Source organism: Larkinella sp. C7, from assembly GCF_006149005.1.
Lineage (GTDB): Bacteria > Bacteroidota > Bacteroidia > Cytophagales > Spirosomataceae > Larkinella.
In genome coordinates, this window is the sequence record NZ_VBSL01000009.1 from 1 (window position 1) to 14,337 (window position 14,337).

14 protein-coding genes are annotated in these 14,337 nt (G+C 50.6%); 9 read left to right on the forward strand and 5 right to left on the reverse strand.

Features of this window, described 5'->3' with window-relative positions; genetic code table 11:
- Positions 1 to 306, forward strand: a 306-nt coding sequence (locus FH871_RS21185) for a T9SS type A sorting domain-containing protein (protein ID WP_171062908.1), incomplete at its 5' end; no start/stop codon positions are given.
- A gap of 72 nt (positions 307 to 378) precedes the next feature.
- Here FH871_RS21185 and FH871_RS21190 read toward each other — a convergent pair.
- The gene (locus tag FH871_RS21190; protein ID WP_138993369.1) at positions 379 to 2,277 is read right to left on the reverse strand and encodes an AAA domain-containing protein; all 1,899 of its coding nucleotides are present in this window, start codon (positions 2,275 to 2,277) and stop codon (positions 379 to 381) included.
- A gap of 150 nt (positions 2,278 to 2,427) precedes the next feature.
- Between FH871_RS21190 and FH871_RS21195 the strand changes: the two genes are divergently transcribed.
- The 3 genes from FH871_RS21195 to FH871_RS21205 are packed head-to-tail and all read left to right on the forward strand — an operon-like array spanning position 2,428 to position 5,770.
- A complete protein-coding gene (locus tag FH871_RS21195; protein WP_138993370.1) occupies positions 2,428 to 3,663 on the forward strand; it encodes an Nramp family divalent metal transporter in 1,236 nt (411 codons plus the stop codon).
- 5 nt (positions 3,664 to 3,668) lie between these two features.
- Entirely contained in the window at positions 3,669 to 4,685 is a 1,017-nt protein-coding gene (locus tag FH871_RS21200; RefSeq protein ID WP_138993372.1) for an NAD(P)-dependent oxidoreductase, read from the forward strand.
- An 11-nt stretch (positions 4,686 to 4,696) separates the two neighbouring features.
- On the forward strand, positions 4,697 to 5,770 hold the full coding sequence (locus FH871_RS21205; protein WP_138993374.1) for a dihydrodipicolinate synthase family protein: 1,074 nt from the start codon (positions 4,697 to 4,699) through the stop codon (positions 5,768 to 5,770).
- Here FH871_RS21205 and FH871_RS21210 read toward each other — a convergent pair.
- Entirely contained in the window at positions 5,750 to 6,010 is a 261-nt protein-coding gene (locus FH871_RS21210) for a DUF2147 domain-containing protein (protein ID WP_138993376.1), read from the reverse strand. The genes FH871_RS21205 and FH871_RS21210 overlap by 21 nt on opposite strands.
- On the reverse strand, positions 6,000 to 6,200 hold the full coding sequence (locus FH871_RS21215; protein WP_229317460.1) for a histidine kinase: 201 nt from the start codon (positions 6,198 to 6,200) through the stop codon (positions 6,000 to 6,002). Before FH871_RS21215 ends, FH871_RS21210 begins: the two co-directional genes overlap by 11 nt.
- Before the next feature lie 676 nt (positions 6,201 to 6,876).
- On the opposite strand from FH871_RS21215, the gene FH871_RS21220 reads away from it, so the two are divergent.
- The 4 genes from FH871_RS21220 (at position 6,877) to FH871_RS21235 (ending at position 8,449) form a co-directional block, all read left to right on the forward strand.
- On the forward strand, positions 6,877 to 7,206 hold the full coding sequence (locus FH871_RS21220; protein ID WP_138993378.1) for a hypothetical protein: 330 nt from the start codon (positions 6,877 to 6,879) through the stop codon (positions 7,204 to 7,206).
- 128 nt (positions 7,207 to 7,334) lie between these two features.
- Positions 7,335 to 7,733 (forward strand): hypothetical protein, encoded by a 399-nt coding sequence (locus FH871_RS21225; protein WP_138993380.1) that lies wholly within the window; start codon positions 7,335 to 7,337, stop codon positions 7,731 to 7,733.
- A gap of 94 nt (positions 7,734 to 7,827) precedes the next feature.
- The gene (locus FH871_RS21230; protein WP_138993382.1) at positions 7,828 to 8,007 is read left to right on the forward strand and encodes a zinc-binding dehydrogenase; all 180 of its coding nucleotides are present in this window, start codon (positions 7,828 to 7,830) and stop codon (positions 8,005 to 8,007) included.
- A gap of 85 nt (positions 8,008 to 8,092) precedes the next feature.
- Positions 8,093 to 8,449 carry a hypothetical protein gene (locus tag FH871_RS21235; RefSeq protein WP_212768253.1) on the forward strand — a complete coding sequence of 119 codons (357 nt, stop codon included), beginning with the start codon at positions 8,093 to 8,095 and terminating at the stop codon, positions 8,447 to 8,449.
- Positions 8,450 to 9,106: 657 nt separating this feature from the next.
- Here FH871_RS21235 and FH871_RS21240 read toward each other — a convergent pair.
- Together FH871_RS21240 and FH871_RS21245 are read right to left on the reverse strand one after the other, a co-directional pair.
- Entirely contained in the window at positions 9,107 to 9,493 is a 387-nt protein-coding gene (locus FH871_RS21240; RefSeq protein ID WP_138993384.1) for a hypothetical protein, read from the reverse strand.
- A gap of 163 nt (positions 9,494 to 9,656) precedes the next feature.
- Positions 9,657 to 10,304 (reverse strand): hypothetical protein, encoded by a 648-nt coding sequence (locus tag FH871_RS21245; RefSeq protein WP_138993386.1) that lies wholly within the window; start codon positions 10,302 to 10,304, stop codon positions 9,657 to 9,659.
- 520 nt (positions 10,305 to 10,824) lie between these two features.
- On the opposite strand from FH871_RS21245, the gene FH871_RS21250 reads away from it, so the two are divergent.
- Positions 10,825 to 14,271, forward strand: a complete 3,447-nt coding sequence (locus FH871_RS21250) for a DNA methyltransferase (protein ID WP_138993388.1) — start codon at positions 10,825 to 10,827, stop codon at positions 14,269 to 14,271.
- Positions 14,272 to 14,337 lie beyond the last annotated feature (66 nt).

A 14,337-nucleotide genomic window follows, 5' to 3' on the forward strand; every position in this document is an offset into this window, starting at 1 on the left:
ATCAACCTGACCTGCTCGCCCACCGGCGGTCGGTTATCGGCGGAAGGTGCGGAAGCGCTACAGGCGGTTTTGCTGGGTAATCCGGTGTCGGATCAGGTTCGTGTCGAAATCCGGGGCGCAGCAGGCCAGCCGTTGCGCGTGCAACTGACGGATGTCAATGGGCGACTACTGAGTGAACGGCAGGTGGAAAAAGCGGCTGCGGTAGAACAGCAGACCCTGCCGGTTTTGCATCCGATGCCGGGCCTGTTGTTTTTACAGATTCAGAGCGGTTTCCGATCCGTAACCTTGAAAGTATTGACGCAATAAATGTTAAACGGCATCCTGCAAAAACCGCCCGGACACGTCATCCGGGCGGTTTTTGTAGATTAATCGATCAACTCACAGCCACTCCCAGGCACTCTGGTAGGCATCGAGTTGTTCGGAATAGGCAATGAAGTCGGCATAAAACGGCAGACTCGCCAGCGTGGCACTGTCGCCCACAATGACCAATTTCTTCCGCGCCCGCGTCATGGCGACGTTCATCCGGCGAATGTCGGCCAGAAAACCAATCTCGCCTTCGGCATTGCTCCGGGTCATCGAAATGTAGACAATATCACGCTCCTGCCCCTGAAAACTATCGATGGTGTTGACTGCAATTTTGCCCAGGTACGGCTGTAAATCCGGCGCGTGGGCCAGTTGCTCATTCAGAACGGCAAGCTGTTGTTTATAGGGCGAGATGATCGCAATGCTCGGGAAATTCTGCGGACTGTAAAACGGCCCCAGTTCGGCCACCAACTGCGTCAAATGCTTCATCAGCAAAGCGGCTTCTTCCGGGTTGGTGGAACTGGTGCCTTCCAGCTTTTCGTCAAAACCGCAGCCCGCCGTGTCGATAAACCGCAGCGCGCTGTCGCCGGGAAACAGCGAATGAGCCGCCACCGACGCGTGCGCTTTGAGAACATTGGCATAAAAAACCTGCGACGAATAACCCATGATGTGCGTGTGCATCCGGTATTGTTCTTCCAGCACACTGACCGCTTCGGGGTGCAGGGCCACGCATTTTTCGAGCAAGGTCGTGCTCAGGCCTTTCCGGGCCGCTTCGTTCGATTTGATCGTCGGCGACAACTGGCAGTGATCGCCGGCCAGCACCACCTTTTGCGCTTTCAGGATCGGAATCCAGCAGGCGGGTTCCAGCGCCTGCCCGGCTTCGTCGATGACCACGGTATGAAACGTCAGGTTCCGGATCATGTACTGGTTGGAACCGACGAGCGTGGCCGTAATCACCTGGGCTTTGGCCACCAGATCATCGATGATATACTGTTCCGTGTTCCCCACCTCCTTCATAATCCGGTGAGCCTCATCAAACAGGGCTTTCCGTTGATCGCGCTCGGCTTTGCCAAAATTGCGCTTGTACTTATGCGCCATGTTTTTGAACTCATTCGCCTGCTTTTTCAGCTTTTTGGCCTCTTTCATCAGGTGGTGCTCCGCCATTTTGTGGTCCAGCGTGAGCGCCATCAGCCGCTCCGAAACGCGCGCCGGATTGCCGACCCGCAGCACGTTCAGCCCCTGTTCGTGCAGTTTTTCACTCAACAGATCGACCGCCGTGTTGCTGGGCGCAACCACCAGAATTTTCCGGTTGTCCTGTTTCAGCAGGGCTTTGATGGCCTGCACCAGCGTGGTGGTTTTGCCGGTTCCCGGAGGGCCGTGAACGATGGCCAGTTCGTTGGCGGCCCGGATTTTTTCGACCGCCCGGTTTTGGCTTTCATTCAGTGGCGGAATCGGCAGCGGAGGTAAATCGGTCTGAAAGGTGGGCGACGACTGGCCGGTCAGGATCTTCACCAGGCGGTGTTGCGGCCCCTCGTTCAGCGAATTCGCGAGCTTGAGCGCGTCCTGCATTTCGTCGTAGCTTTTGTCGTCGAAAAGCAGTTCAACCCCCAGTTTTCCATCCCGCGACCAGTCGGGCAGTTCGTCGGTCAGCAGGGTGATTTTGAGCCGATTGCCGCTCTGGTGGGAAACCGTTCCTTCGACCCGGTCGTTTTTTGGATCGTGGTTGCTGAAAAAAACGGCGGGCATGCCCGACCGGAACTGGTGCGAAACATCCTGGTGTGTGGTGCGTTCCACTTCCACCGTCAGGTAATCGCCCCGACTCATCTCGGAACCCCGGATGGCGATGGGATACCAGGTCAGGCCGCTGGCCCGGCGTTCGGCAACGGAAGTGCTTTCCGTCTGTCGGCGGTATTGATTGCGATCTTCTTCCCGTTCAATTTTTAAGACGTCAAGAAGATTTTTAAAGTAATCCATTCCCAAAAGTAGTGGATATTCGGCCGGGCAAAAAGTTGGCTCCCGGTATTTTGGCGCCAAATGAAGGATATTGACGCAGGAAGTATATCTTCGAAAAACCTTGCTTTCCTGAAAATTATGCACCCCAAAACCGCTGACTCACCGAATGAAATGCCTGCGCAACCAGGGCCGGGCCACACATCGCCCCGGACGGTAAAAGCCTGGCTGTCGTCGCTGGGTCCCAGTATCATCACAGCCGCGCTGGTTTTTGGCCCCAGCAAAATGACGATTACCTCAAAGATGGGGGCCGAATACGGGTATTCGCTGCTCTGGATCATTGTGATGGCGATCTTCTTTATGATTGTTTTCACGGCCATGGCCGCCCGGATCGGTCTGGCAACGAACCAATCCCTGCTGGCGACCATCCGGCAGAAGTGGGGCAATCCGGTGGCGGTGGCGGTGGGAATTGGGGTCTTTCTGGTAGCCACCTCGTTCCAGGCCGGCAACTCCGTCGGGGTCGGAATTTCCATCGCCGAAGCCACCCATACCCCGGTGAACGTCTGGATTGGTATATTTACGGTTTTGGGAATTAGTCTGCTTTTTTTGAAGTCGTTTTATAAAGTGCTCGAACGGCTCATGATTCTGCTGGTCGGTGTGATGCTGGTGGCTTTCATCGCCACGCTGACTTTTTCGGGGCCGGATTATGCCGAGGTCGCAACCGGTTTCATACCGTCGCTGCCTGCGGGTTCGCTGGGGCTGGTCATTGCGTTTACGGCCTCCTGTTTTTCGATTGTGGGTGCGTTTTACCAGTCGTATCTGGTGCAGGAGCGGGTGCGGGTCAATCCGAAGGTGCGGGATGAAAAGGTGGATACCGTCACCGGCATGACGCTGATGGGGCTGATGAGCGCGACGGTTTTAATCTGTGCTGCGGCTGTATTGCATCCGAAGGGCATCAAAGTGACCAGTGCCTCAGACATGGGAAAAGCCCTGGAGCCGATTTTTGGGCAATATGCCTCGGTGCTCTTCCTGATCGGGTTATTCGGTGCTTCGTTTTCGTCGCTCGTCGGCAACGCCACCGTCGGCGGAACGCTCCTCGGCGATGCGCTGGGCTACGGCAGTCAGTTGGGTTCCAAACGGGTCAAATACCTGATTGCGCTGGTCATGCTCTTTGGCGCTTCCATTGCCATAATTTTCGGAAAGCTGCCGCTCGACCTGATCATTTTTGCCCAAAGCATTACCATCCTGGTGGTGCCTTTCATCGGGGTGGCGATGTATACGATTGCCAACGACCGCCGGATCATGGGCCGCTACGCGAATTCGACCGCCGTCAAAGTGGCCGGTGCGTTGGGGTTGCTGGTGATTTTCGGGCTGGCTTTAAGCAATGTCAATCAATTGTTTTTTAAGTAACAGACATGAACGATTTGCACGTGTTGGAACAGGAACTGATCAAGCCCTCGGCGGCTTTGGTGTCTGATTTATACGAACTGGAAGGCGACATCCTCATTCTGGGGGTTGGCGGAAAAATGGGGCCGAGTCTGGCGCGGCTGGCCAGACAGGCCATCGAGCAGGCCGGAATTCAGAAACGCGTCATCGGTGTTTCCCGGTTTTCGGACCGGCAACTCCAGGGCGAACTCGAAGCCGACGGCATCGAAACGATTTCGGCGGATTTACTCAACGAAAGCGATCTGGCAGCTTTGCCGTCCGTGAAAAATGTGCTCTATTTGGCCGGAACCAAATTTGGCACCACCGGCAAGGAAGCCTTCACCTGGGCGATGAATGCCTACCTGCCCGGGCGGGTGGCGGAGAAATACCGCAATTCCCGGATTGTGGCGTTCTCGACTGGCAATGTTTACCCGTTTACGCCGGTAACGTCCGGGGGCGCAACGGAAGAAACCACCCCCGAACCCGTCGGCGAATACGGACAATCGTGTCTGGGCCGCGAGCGGATTTTTCAGTATTTCGCGGATAAAAACAACACGCCGACGCTGATTTACCGCCTGAATTACGCCATCGATCTCCGTTACGGCGTGCTGCTGGAAATTGCCAAATCCGTCATCGCCGAAAAACCGATTAACCTGGCGATGGGCAACGCCAATGTCATCTGGCAGGGTGACGCCAACGAAATTGCCCTCCGGGCGTTGCGGCATTGCAACGTGCCGGCCAAAATCCTCAACGTCACCGGACCCGAAACCGTCTCAATCCAGTGGCTGGCGCAGGAGTACGGCAGGATGCTCGGCAAGGCTCCGGTTTTCGTCAACGAGGCCCAGCCAACGGCTTTGCTGAGCAATTCGTCGCAGGCCAACAAGCTGTTCGGCTACCCGCGCGTCACGCTGCGGCAGATGATGGAACTGACCGTCGCGTGGTTGCAGGGTGGCGGCACAATTCTGAACAAACCCACGCATTTTCAGGAGCGGGATGGCAAATTTTAATGAGTAGCAATATGGCATTACGTTCTGATATTCAGCAATTATTACACGCGGGTACGGTGATTCCGGCGCACCCCCTAGCCCTGAACCCAAACCGGCAGTTTGACGAAAACCGGCAGCGTGGTTTAACCCGTTACTATATGGCGAGCGGAGCCGGTGGAGTGGCCGTGGGCGTTCACACCACCCAGTTCGAAATCCGCGATCCGAAAATCAATCTCTACGAAACGGTGCTGAAAGTAGCCGCCGAAGAAATTGCCGAAGCCCAACTGAACCGTCCGTTCATCAAAGTAGCCGGTATGGTCGGCCCCACCGACCAGGCACTGAAGGAAGCCGAACTCGCCCTGAAATACGGGTATGATCTGGGGCTGCTGAGCATGGGCGGTTTGCAAAACTGGACCGAAGCGGCCATTCTGGACCGCGTTCGGGCGGTGGCTGAGGTGATTCCAGTCTTCGGTTTTTACTTACAGCCATCGGTGGGAGGGCGCATTTTCAGCTACGATTTCTGGCATCGGTTCGCCGAAATTCCCAACATTCAGGCCATTAAAGTCGCCAGTTTCAACCGGTATCAGACGCTGGATGTGGTGCGGGCGGTTTGTCATTCCAGCCGCCGGGACGCGATTGCGTTGTATACCGGCAACGACGACAACATTGTGGCGGATTTGCTGACGACGTACCGGTTTACGATTGGCGGCCAAACCGTTGAAAAGCGGTTTGTGGGCGGTTTGCTGGGGCATTGGGCCGTGTGGACGAAAAAAGCCGTCGAACTGCTGGACGAAATCAAAACCTGCCTCGACAACGAAAACGACGGGCTGGTGGAACTGCTGACGCGCAACGTCGAAGTCACCGACAGCAACGCGGCTTTCTTCGATCCGGCCCACGGTTTCCACGGCTGCATTGCCGGAATTCATGAGGTGCTGCGTCGGCAGGGACTGCTCGAAGGGCGCTGGTGTCTGAATCCGGCGGAGGAACTGTCGCCGGGGCAGATGGAAGAAATCGACCGGGTTTACGCGGCTTATCCGCACCTGAACGACGACGATTTCGTGGCAACGATCAGTTCCGGCCATTCCTCACTCCGAAGCATTCGTTGAGTAGGCGAACGCATAAACCGTTCCGTTTACCCACTCGTTTTTTGCGAAGGTGAACTTTTTCAGAACCAGCGTCCCCGGTTTGAGTGGCCGATCGGTATTCGAGTGGTCGGCAATGATTTTGCCAGAATACTGATTGTTCTGTTTGAAAATTTCGATCCGGCGTTCGCCGGTTTCATCTTCATAAAGCCCGAAAATATCGTCGGCTTTTACGGTCGATTGTGCGACTGCCCTATCGGCCATACCGATGAGGGAGAAGATAGTCTTCTTCCTGGGTAATGCTCTTTAGCGTATTTAGGAAATTAAACAGAAAATGGGGGCTAATCTGTTGCTTCAAAACCTCCAGACGGGCTTTCAGATTTTCCTGCTTGAGACGCTCGTTTTCCAATTTAGCCGCTTGAGATTCCTGGTTTTGTTTCAGGTAATAGGCCACAAAAACATGAAGGAAGATAGCACACTGCCGCGCAGCAGAACCCAGGCCAAACGTCTGGAAGCCGGGATATCCTTCCAGAGTAAACTGAGATTAAATACAGAGGCCATCAGGTGATCATACGGCAAGAAAAGAGCCAGTGTAAAGAGAACACTTCCCGGACCGACGATCCAGCGGGGACGAACCAAAGAAAGGGTGCGCGGTTGGTTGAGCACATATTGATGAAAGACCCAGCAACTAAAACCATGTGCGAACGTGTAGGAATGGTAGCTGCATAATGGGTAAAGTCGTTGTTTCCAGTCGAATAAACCGTGGGGCAGACACCAGCATGGCGACTGCCAGAGAGAGAAAAAAACCTATTTTAAGGCGAAAATCGCGCGCAGGAAACACACTGAATAGGGGTTTAGGCCATCAGGACCATACCCAATTTCCAAATAAAGGTAAGAAATGCTACGCGTTTACCGGATTCTGATCGGACGTTTTTGCGTACCTGCGAAATTGGAGATTCCTTGTAAATCGTCTTTGCGCATTTTGGCACTTTTTTTGTATTAAGTTGAATTTATCGGACAAGCGCCAACGCTGGCCTTGGCGAAGGCACGGCAGAATCCACCGGACTTTGCTTTTCGGGCCTTTTGCGAACTTTCAGGGACGCAGTAACCTACAACGGCTTTACCAAATCATGATTCAGTTACCAGTTGAAGACGCGTTAAACGAATTCCTGAAAACCTTCACCGACTTCGGATTTATCCAGGGGAGCCACCTTGTCTACTGGAACGAGCGGTTTGCCACCGAAGATCCTAACCGGTTCATCCCGGTTGTCGAGGCTGTTGTTCGCTATGCCGTTGACCAGGGCGACTCCGTTCCCTTTGATCGGTTTGTGCTTTTCTTAAACAAAAGCAATTTCGATTTGCATTTCCGCACCGTCAAAGCCTACACCGTCTGGTTTTACGACACACTTTTTGGGATGCTGAACGCTTCTGCCAATCTGGCCAGCTCGCTCGAATCGTAAGCCGATCAACCGATTTACTGCTTTTCCCAAAAGTAGCAGGGATTGACTCATCTGTGACAGGGTTTTTTTGCCCGGAAGCGGACCTTTGGTTTATCCAAAACGGACAACCAAACTAAACTTCTCACGCCATGAAAACGCTCACCAAATCCTTGATCATAGCTTTCCTATTCACGAGCCTGACGGTTTCTTTCGCAGTAACCAATGCCAGCCAACCGAAACCCGCCGGAAAAGTGCAATCGTATCAAAGCAGTCTATACACCGATACCGAGGGTAAAATCCGCGTCGCTGTCGATAAAATGATCGGCGGTGTCGTTGAAGTCCGGCTGGTCAATAGCACCGGGAAGGAGTTTTTCGTTCAGCGCGTCGGACGGCGGCAACGAATAGCACGCATCAAGATGGATATCGATGCGTTACCCGATGGAGCCTATCAGGTGGTCGTTACCGACGGGTTTGATACCAAGGTCAACAACCTGGTGCTTGCTACCCAACAGCCTGCTGTGACGGGTCGGCTGATCGCACTCAACTAATGTACGTTATAGGATTTAAGCCGTGCGTGTGTCAAGTTAGAATTCGCTAACTTGACACACTTTTCGGGTTTTCTGCGGACGTGGTTGCTACAAAATGGATCATCCTGGTCAGATCACGAGTCCAGCGCCCGTTTTTCAGGATTTTATTCGCCGGGTCGAAGCGGGTCACGCAAAACTGGCCATCAGCCGTACCTTTACGCTGGACCAAATCGTTACCGCCCATCAGTTCATGGACCGTAATCAGGGAGCCGGTAAATTGGTGGTTCTGCCCTAACGAATTGTATTTTCTTCCGATCACCTAACTCCAATGGTATGAGACGGAGCTTATTTGCCCTGATAAGCGGCTGGCTGTTGAGTAGTTGAGCATACAGGCGCAGGTCATCAGACTGGATCTGGCCAACCTGAAGCCCGATCAGGTCAGGCGCAACCACGCCATTCAATATTATTCGTATCCTGATCATAAGTTTGATCGCTTGCGGAAAGAAGCTCCGGAACGGTACGAATCGTATGCCGATATGGCGCTGAATGAGTGGATTGCCCTGAAAATTGTCGTCCAGGACCCAGAAGCGAAATTGTATTTGAACGATGCGAAACAACCCGCTTTGCTCGTGAAGGATCTAAAACACGGCGCTGGTGGATCTGGCGGTATCGGCCTGTGGGTTGATGTGGGGACTGAAGGCTATTTCACCGATTTGAAGATTACCAAACAGCCGTAGGGGGTATCGGAGCCAATGATAAAGTAAGTACTCGTTAAAATCAGTTTTTGAGCCAATTCATTGCATTGAGCCAAAAACGATTAGCTACATGATAAAAAAGGCTAATTCGTTGATTTTGAGCGTTCAGACTCTTTAACGAATTAGCCTTTTTGAAAGCGATGAGCCTCCTACGGGAGTTGAACTTAAGAGTTTAACTAATTGATTAACAGCATTTAAATTTTCAACACAACAGCTGGGGGACGGAATAGGGGACGAATGAATAATTAAAACAAACTTTTTTTCAACGGGGGACGGTTGCCAACTCGTCATGCGTATTTTTGTCTGAAACAAGCGGCCTTTTCAGGCTACTTGGTTTGGTCAGAGCCGGGCGGGTGGTTCCTCCGGCTCATTGGGTCGAGGGGTGGTTCCCTCGACCCGTTTGTTTTACAGAATAGCAAAACATAATCGTCTTTATACTCTGGCTATGTTGTGATTGACACAGATTAAGTAGCGGCTTTACAATAGATATTATTTTCGTATGTATCAGTATACTTACTGTCAACGGTTTGGGACTTCGGGTTCAGGCGAGTTTTGGAGCACATAATTGCCATTTATCACTAAAGATTAGAAGTACTCAGCTTTGAGTTTGCACGTCCGCCCGCCTGACGCAAACCCCTGTTATGCGCTGAAAATTTCTTCTACAATTTTGCGTTCAGATGAGCTGATGTGATAGTTTCCAGCGATTATTTCATCACCATATCGGTTCCAAATTTCTTCAAATGATGTTGCGATTTCACTTTCAGACCATTTTTGTTTTGTCAATGACATTACAGGACCATTGTGAATATCACATTGATTAGATACAACAATAAATCCGTCAATATTGAAAGCTCGCATTTCATCAAACATTTGCCTAGTAGCTTCGTATGCTGACTCTCTTTTGTCAAACTTTTTTCCTATTGGAATTTGGCATACTCCAATTATGAATCTAGGAGTAAGCCCGTAATAATAATCAGGGAATTTGCCCTCTCGGAATGCCTCAAGTATTTTTAACCAATCATTCATCGTAATATGTCAATCATTATTGTACATAATGGATTAGGGCTCGCCAATGAATCGGCATTGTATTTCGTCACCCTAGACTGATTACAAAAGTTCAATAGTAATAATTCGTTCAGCATTTGTTCGTCAGCCAGTATACCGGCAAATCCCTGTTAGCGGTTTGTGCTTATGTTAGGATGTAGTAATGCTGCTGGTGATAAGGCAACTGTGCCCAATTAATAGTATAATCGTGATTGACCGTGAAGCCTGGTCGTCCATTTGAAACTGCTAACGCACCATTCCAATTGAGTTGAGTCCCCGCTGCGATGTGTCTTCCTTGGTGAATTGAGAAAGGTGCATAACCTACATTTGAATTCAATGGTGCCTTTTGATAACTTAAGTCGTTGCTAATAAACAAAACGATTCCCCGTTGGCAAAACGGGAAAGTTGCTTCAAAAAATTCAGTTCTTTTGATGTCCTTCCAAAAGTCGTAACAACCAATGTTTTGAGCGCCATGTTGTCCTAAGAGGACATTTACATTTTGTCCAAACACTAAATGTTGTAGAGGTTGAGTTGTGGTTTTGTATTTTATTTCAATTGGATAAAACTGACTTTCCTTTTCTAGAACGATGTCAATGTAAATGTTATTCGCGTCTGTCCAAAGGTACGGTGGCACTAAAGCACCTGGAACGTGATATTCAATAAATACATTGTCATACATACCTGTCTGAAGGCAGTAATTTGCGAGATATAGTTGTACATCCTGCTCTCTTATGAAGTAAGTATGTCTCGCTGCTAAAGCTGCCGTTAACTGGTTTAATATAATCTGTCTCATTTAGTGAAGGTTCAAATACCTGACCTATGACCCTACGATATACGAAAGTTTTGCCGTTCTTTTTGTGTTAATTTGACTTTTTCTAATATTGTGTAGTGCAATTAATATTATATTTTTTGTATCGTTATGATTACTTTCCGTTCTATTGGATGTTTTGCTGAGAATCCTAAAAATACGGAGCTGATGGTGTCAATTACAACTTTGCCTAACATTAAAGTCACTTTGTAAGTAATTCCGAATTCTCACCAAAACCTCCTTTTTTGGAACAGAGCCATTTAAAGTCAAGTAGTTGTCAATATATGAAAAACAAGCATACCCCCCTCTGAATTTTGCACACGTATATGAAAGGCTAGGCCAACGGTCGTGGATCTCCTTTCGGCCAGAGAATTAACCCACCCCTCCCTACCTGTGCCCAGTCATAGCTAAGTAAATTTAGCCCGAAAAGAAATACTAGCAATCATTATCTTTCGGGCTAATTTCCCTTTATAGTTTGATCCATTGATTTGTATTCTATTCACCCGTGACCTATACCGAATTTGAAGCCCGTTGGAAACCGGCGGGCGGTGCGGAACGTGCCAACTATGGTTTGTTCCTGCAAGACCTGTGTGATTTAATTGGCGTTGCCCGGCCTGACCCCACGACCGATAACCCTACACAAGATGCCTACGTACTCGAACGGGCGGTTGAGTTTAACGACCAGGGTAAACGCAGCGTTGGCCGTGTTGACCTCTACAAACGCGGCTGTTTTGTGCTGGAAACCAAACAGGGAACCGAAACGCCGGACCAGCAAAAGGCCGCTGAACGCGCTGAATTAGGTTTGCCGCCCGAAAAACGCCGGAAAGGGCACGCTGTACGAGGAACTACCAAATGGGGGCAAATGATGCAGACCGCCCGCCAACAGGCGTTAGGTTACGTGCGGGCCTTACCTGCCGACGAACCCCGGCCCCTGTTCGTGTTGGTGGCCGACGTTGGCTATTGCATCGACCTCTATAGCAACTTTGCGGGTGTAGGTGATCAGTTTGTGCCTTTTCCTGATCAAACCCGCTACCGGCTTCCCTTGTCGAAACTAGCCGATGAGGAAACGCGGGAAATGCTGCGGCTGATTTGGACCGACCCGCGCGAATTGGACCCTAGCCGACGCGCGGCCCGTGTGACGCGTGAACTTGCTGAATATTTGGCGAAACTATCCACACAATTAGAGCGTGCGGGACATTCACCCGATTTGGTGGCACAGTTTCTAATGCGATGCCTGTTTACGATGTTTTCAGAGGATGTTGGTCTGATACCCAAAGAATCCTTTACGGGAATGCTACGGCAATACGCACAGCCTGACCTACGCGAATTTTTGCCCGATGCCTTACAGACCCTTTGGCGTACGATGGATACAGGTGGATTTTCGCCGGATCTGAAGGCGCGTTTACGTAAGTTCAACGGTAAACTGTTTCATGATGCCAACGCATTCACCTTGTCGGCCGATCAAATCGAATTGCTGCTCAAGGCGGCTGAAGCTGACTGGACCGCTGTAGAACCGGCCATTTTCGGTACACTGTTAGAACGTGCCTTAGACCCACGCGAACGGCACAGTTTAGGAGCACACTACACCCCGCGCCGGTACGTCGAGCGGTTGGTCTTGCCGACGGTTTTGGAACCGCTGCGCCGGGAATGGGCGGCTGCTCAGGCTGCGGCCGCGCGGTTGTTGGAGGAAGGCAAAGACAAAGCCGCCCGCGCCGAACTGGAACGGTTTTTACGGCGGCTGACGAGCCTTAAAATTCTGGACCCGGCCTGTGGTTCGGGCAATTTCCTGTATGTGACGCTCGAACACCTGAAACGATTGGAGGGGGAGGTGTTGGCGGCAATCAACTCCTACGGCCAAACCGCTCTGCTCAACCTCAGCGGAGGAACTACTATTTCACCCCGGCAATTGTTGGGCCTGGAACTCAACCCCCGCGCGGCTGCGATTGCCGACGTGGTGTTAAAGATCGGCTACCTGCAATGGCACTTGCGGACCCACGGCATGAGTGAGTTGCCCGAACCGCTGTTAGACGAATACGAAAACATCCAGCAACAGGACGCCGTTTTGCAGCACGGCCCGCCCGTTCCGCGTGTCGATGCCAACGGCCAACCGGTTACGCGGTGGGATGGGGTAACGACCAAACTACACCCGGTTACCGGCCAACCCGTACCCAACGAAACCGCCCGCGTTACGGTATTTGACTATCCGACCCCTCGGCCCGCCGAATGGCCGAAAGCGGATTATATCGTAGGAAATCCACCGTTTATAGGAAACAAGAAATTGTTAGAGACTCTTGGCGAAGGATACGTTTCTGCTCTACGAAAAGCCTATAAAAACCTAGTACCAGATTCTGTTGACTATGTAGTCTATTGGTGGAGAAATGCGGCTGAAAAAACTAAAAAGGGGGAAACTACTTCCTTCGGTTTCATTACAACAAACTCTATCACTCAAGCATTTAACAGAAAAGTAACCGAGACTTATGTAATGGATTTACGCAATCCATTATTTATATCATTTGCAATTCCTGACCACCCTTGGGTTGATAATTTTGACGGAGCTGCCGTTAGAGTAGCTATGACGGTATTCAAATCAGGTGCGGAGATAGGGAAGCTGTTAAAGGTTGTTAAGGAAACTGTTGTCGGTGATGAGGAGGCTCACGATGTAGAATTACTTGAGCAAGACGCCTTAATAAATGCAGATCTAACAACTGGGGCGAATGTTAGTGACGTTAAAGTGCTCAAAGCGAACAGCGGTATTTGTTTTATGGGAGTTAAACTTGTTGGTGAAGGGTTTATTGTTAATGCAGATAAAGCAAAAGAATTAGGCTATGATTTGAATCCTGCTTTAAGTGTACATATCAAGCCATACAGGAATGGTAAAGACTTGACATCGCAACCACGTGGAGTTTATGTTATTGATTTGTTCGGATTAGACGAACGCACTGTTAGAGAGCAATTTCCAGACGTTTATCAACATTTGTTTACTACGGTCAAGCCTTTTCGTGATGAGGTGAAACGCGAAGCTCGACGCGATAAGTGGTGGTTATTTGCCGAAAATCAACCATCAATGCGTAAAGCGTTAAATTCCGTAAATCGTTTTATTGCCACAAGTGAGGTATCAAAACACAGATTCTTTCAATTTTTAGAAGCTAATATTCTTCCCGACGGTGCATTAATAATTTTAGCCTCTGACGATGCTTTTCACCTTGGTATTTTGTCAAGTAAAATACACATTACTTGGACACTTGCTGCTGGTGGAACATTAGAAAATAGGCCACGATATAACAATACTCGCTGCTTCGCTCCCTTTCCTTTTCCTAATTCAACTGAGCAACAACGGACTATTATTCGTGAACTTGCCGAAGATTTAGATAACCACCGCAAACGCCAACAGGCCGCTCATCCTACCCTGACTTTAACCGACCTGTACAACGTTGTCGAAAAATTGCGGAAAGGCGAAGCCCTAAACGCCAAAGAGCAAACGATTAATCAGCAGGGTTTGGCGTCGGTGGTACTCAGTCTTCATCAACAGCTAGACGAGGCCGTTGCCGATGCCTACGGTTGGCCACACGACCTACCGGAGAGCGAAATACTAAACCGCCTTGTCCGACTCAACCACGAACGAGCCGCTGAGGAAGCCGCCGGGCATATTCGCTACCTACGCCCCGAATACCAGGCCCCCGGCCAACAGCAGCAATTAGGAATCAACTTACCAACGGAGACAACGATAAAGGAAACCGCTAAAGAAGTCAGTCAACAGGAATGGCCGAAAGAGTTGGCTCAACAGATGCAAGCCGTTCGGGATGCCGTTCAACAGGCGGGCGTTCCGCTCAGTGCCAAACAGGTAGCCGCCCTGTTCCAGCGAACCAACACCGGGAAAGTGCAGCCGCTGTTAGATACGCTGGCTGCGCTGGCGCTGGTGCGGCAAACGCCGGAGGGAACCTACGCTATGTGAAGGCTTCTATTTTCTGTGCTACTTTAATAGTTTATGAATATGTTACTTTACTTCTGCTTCTTAGAA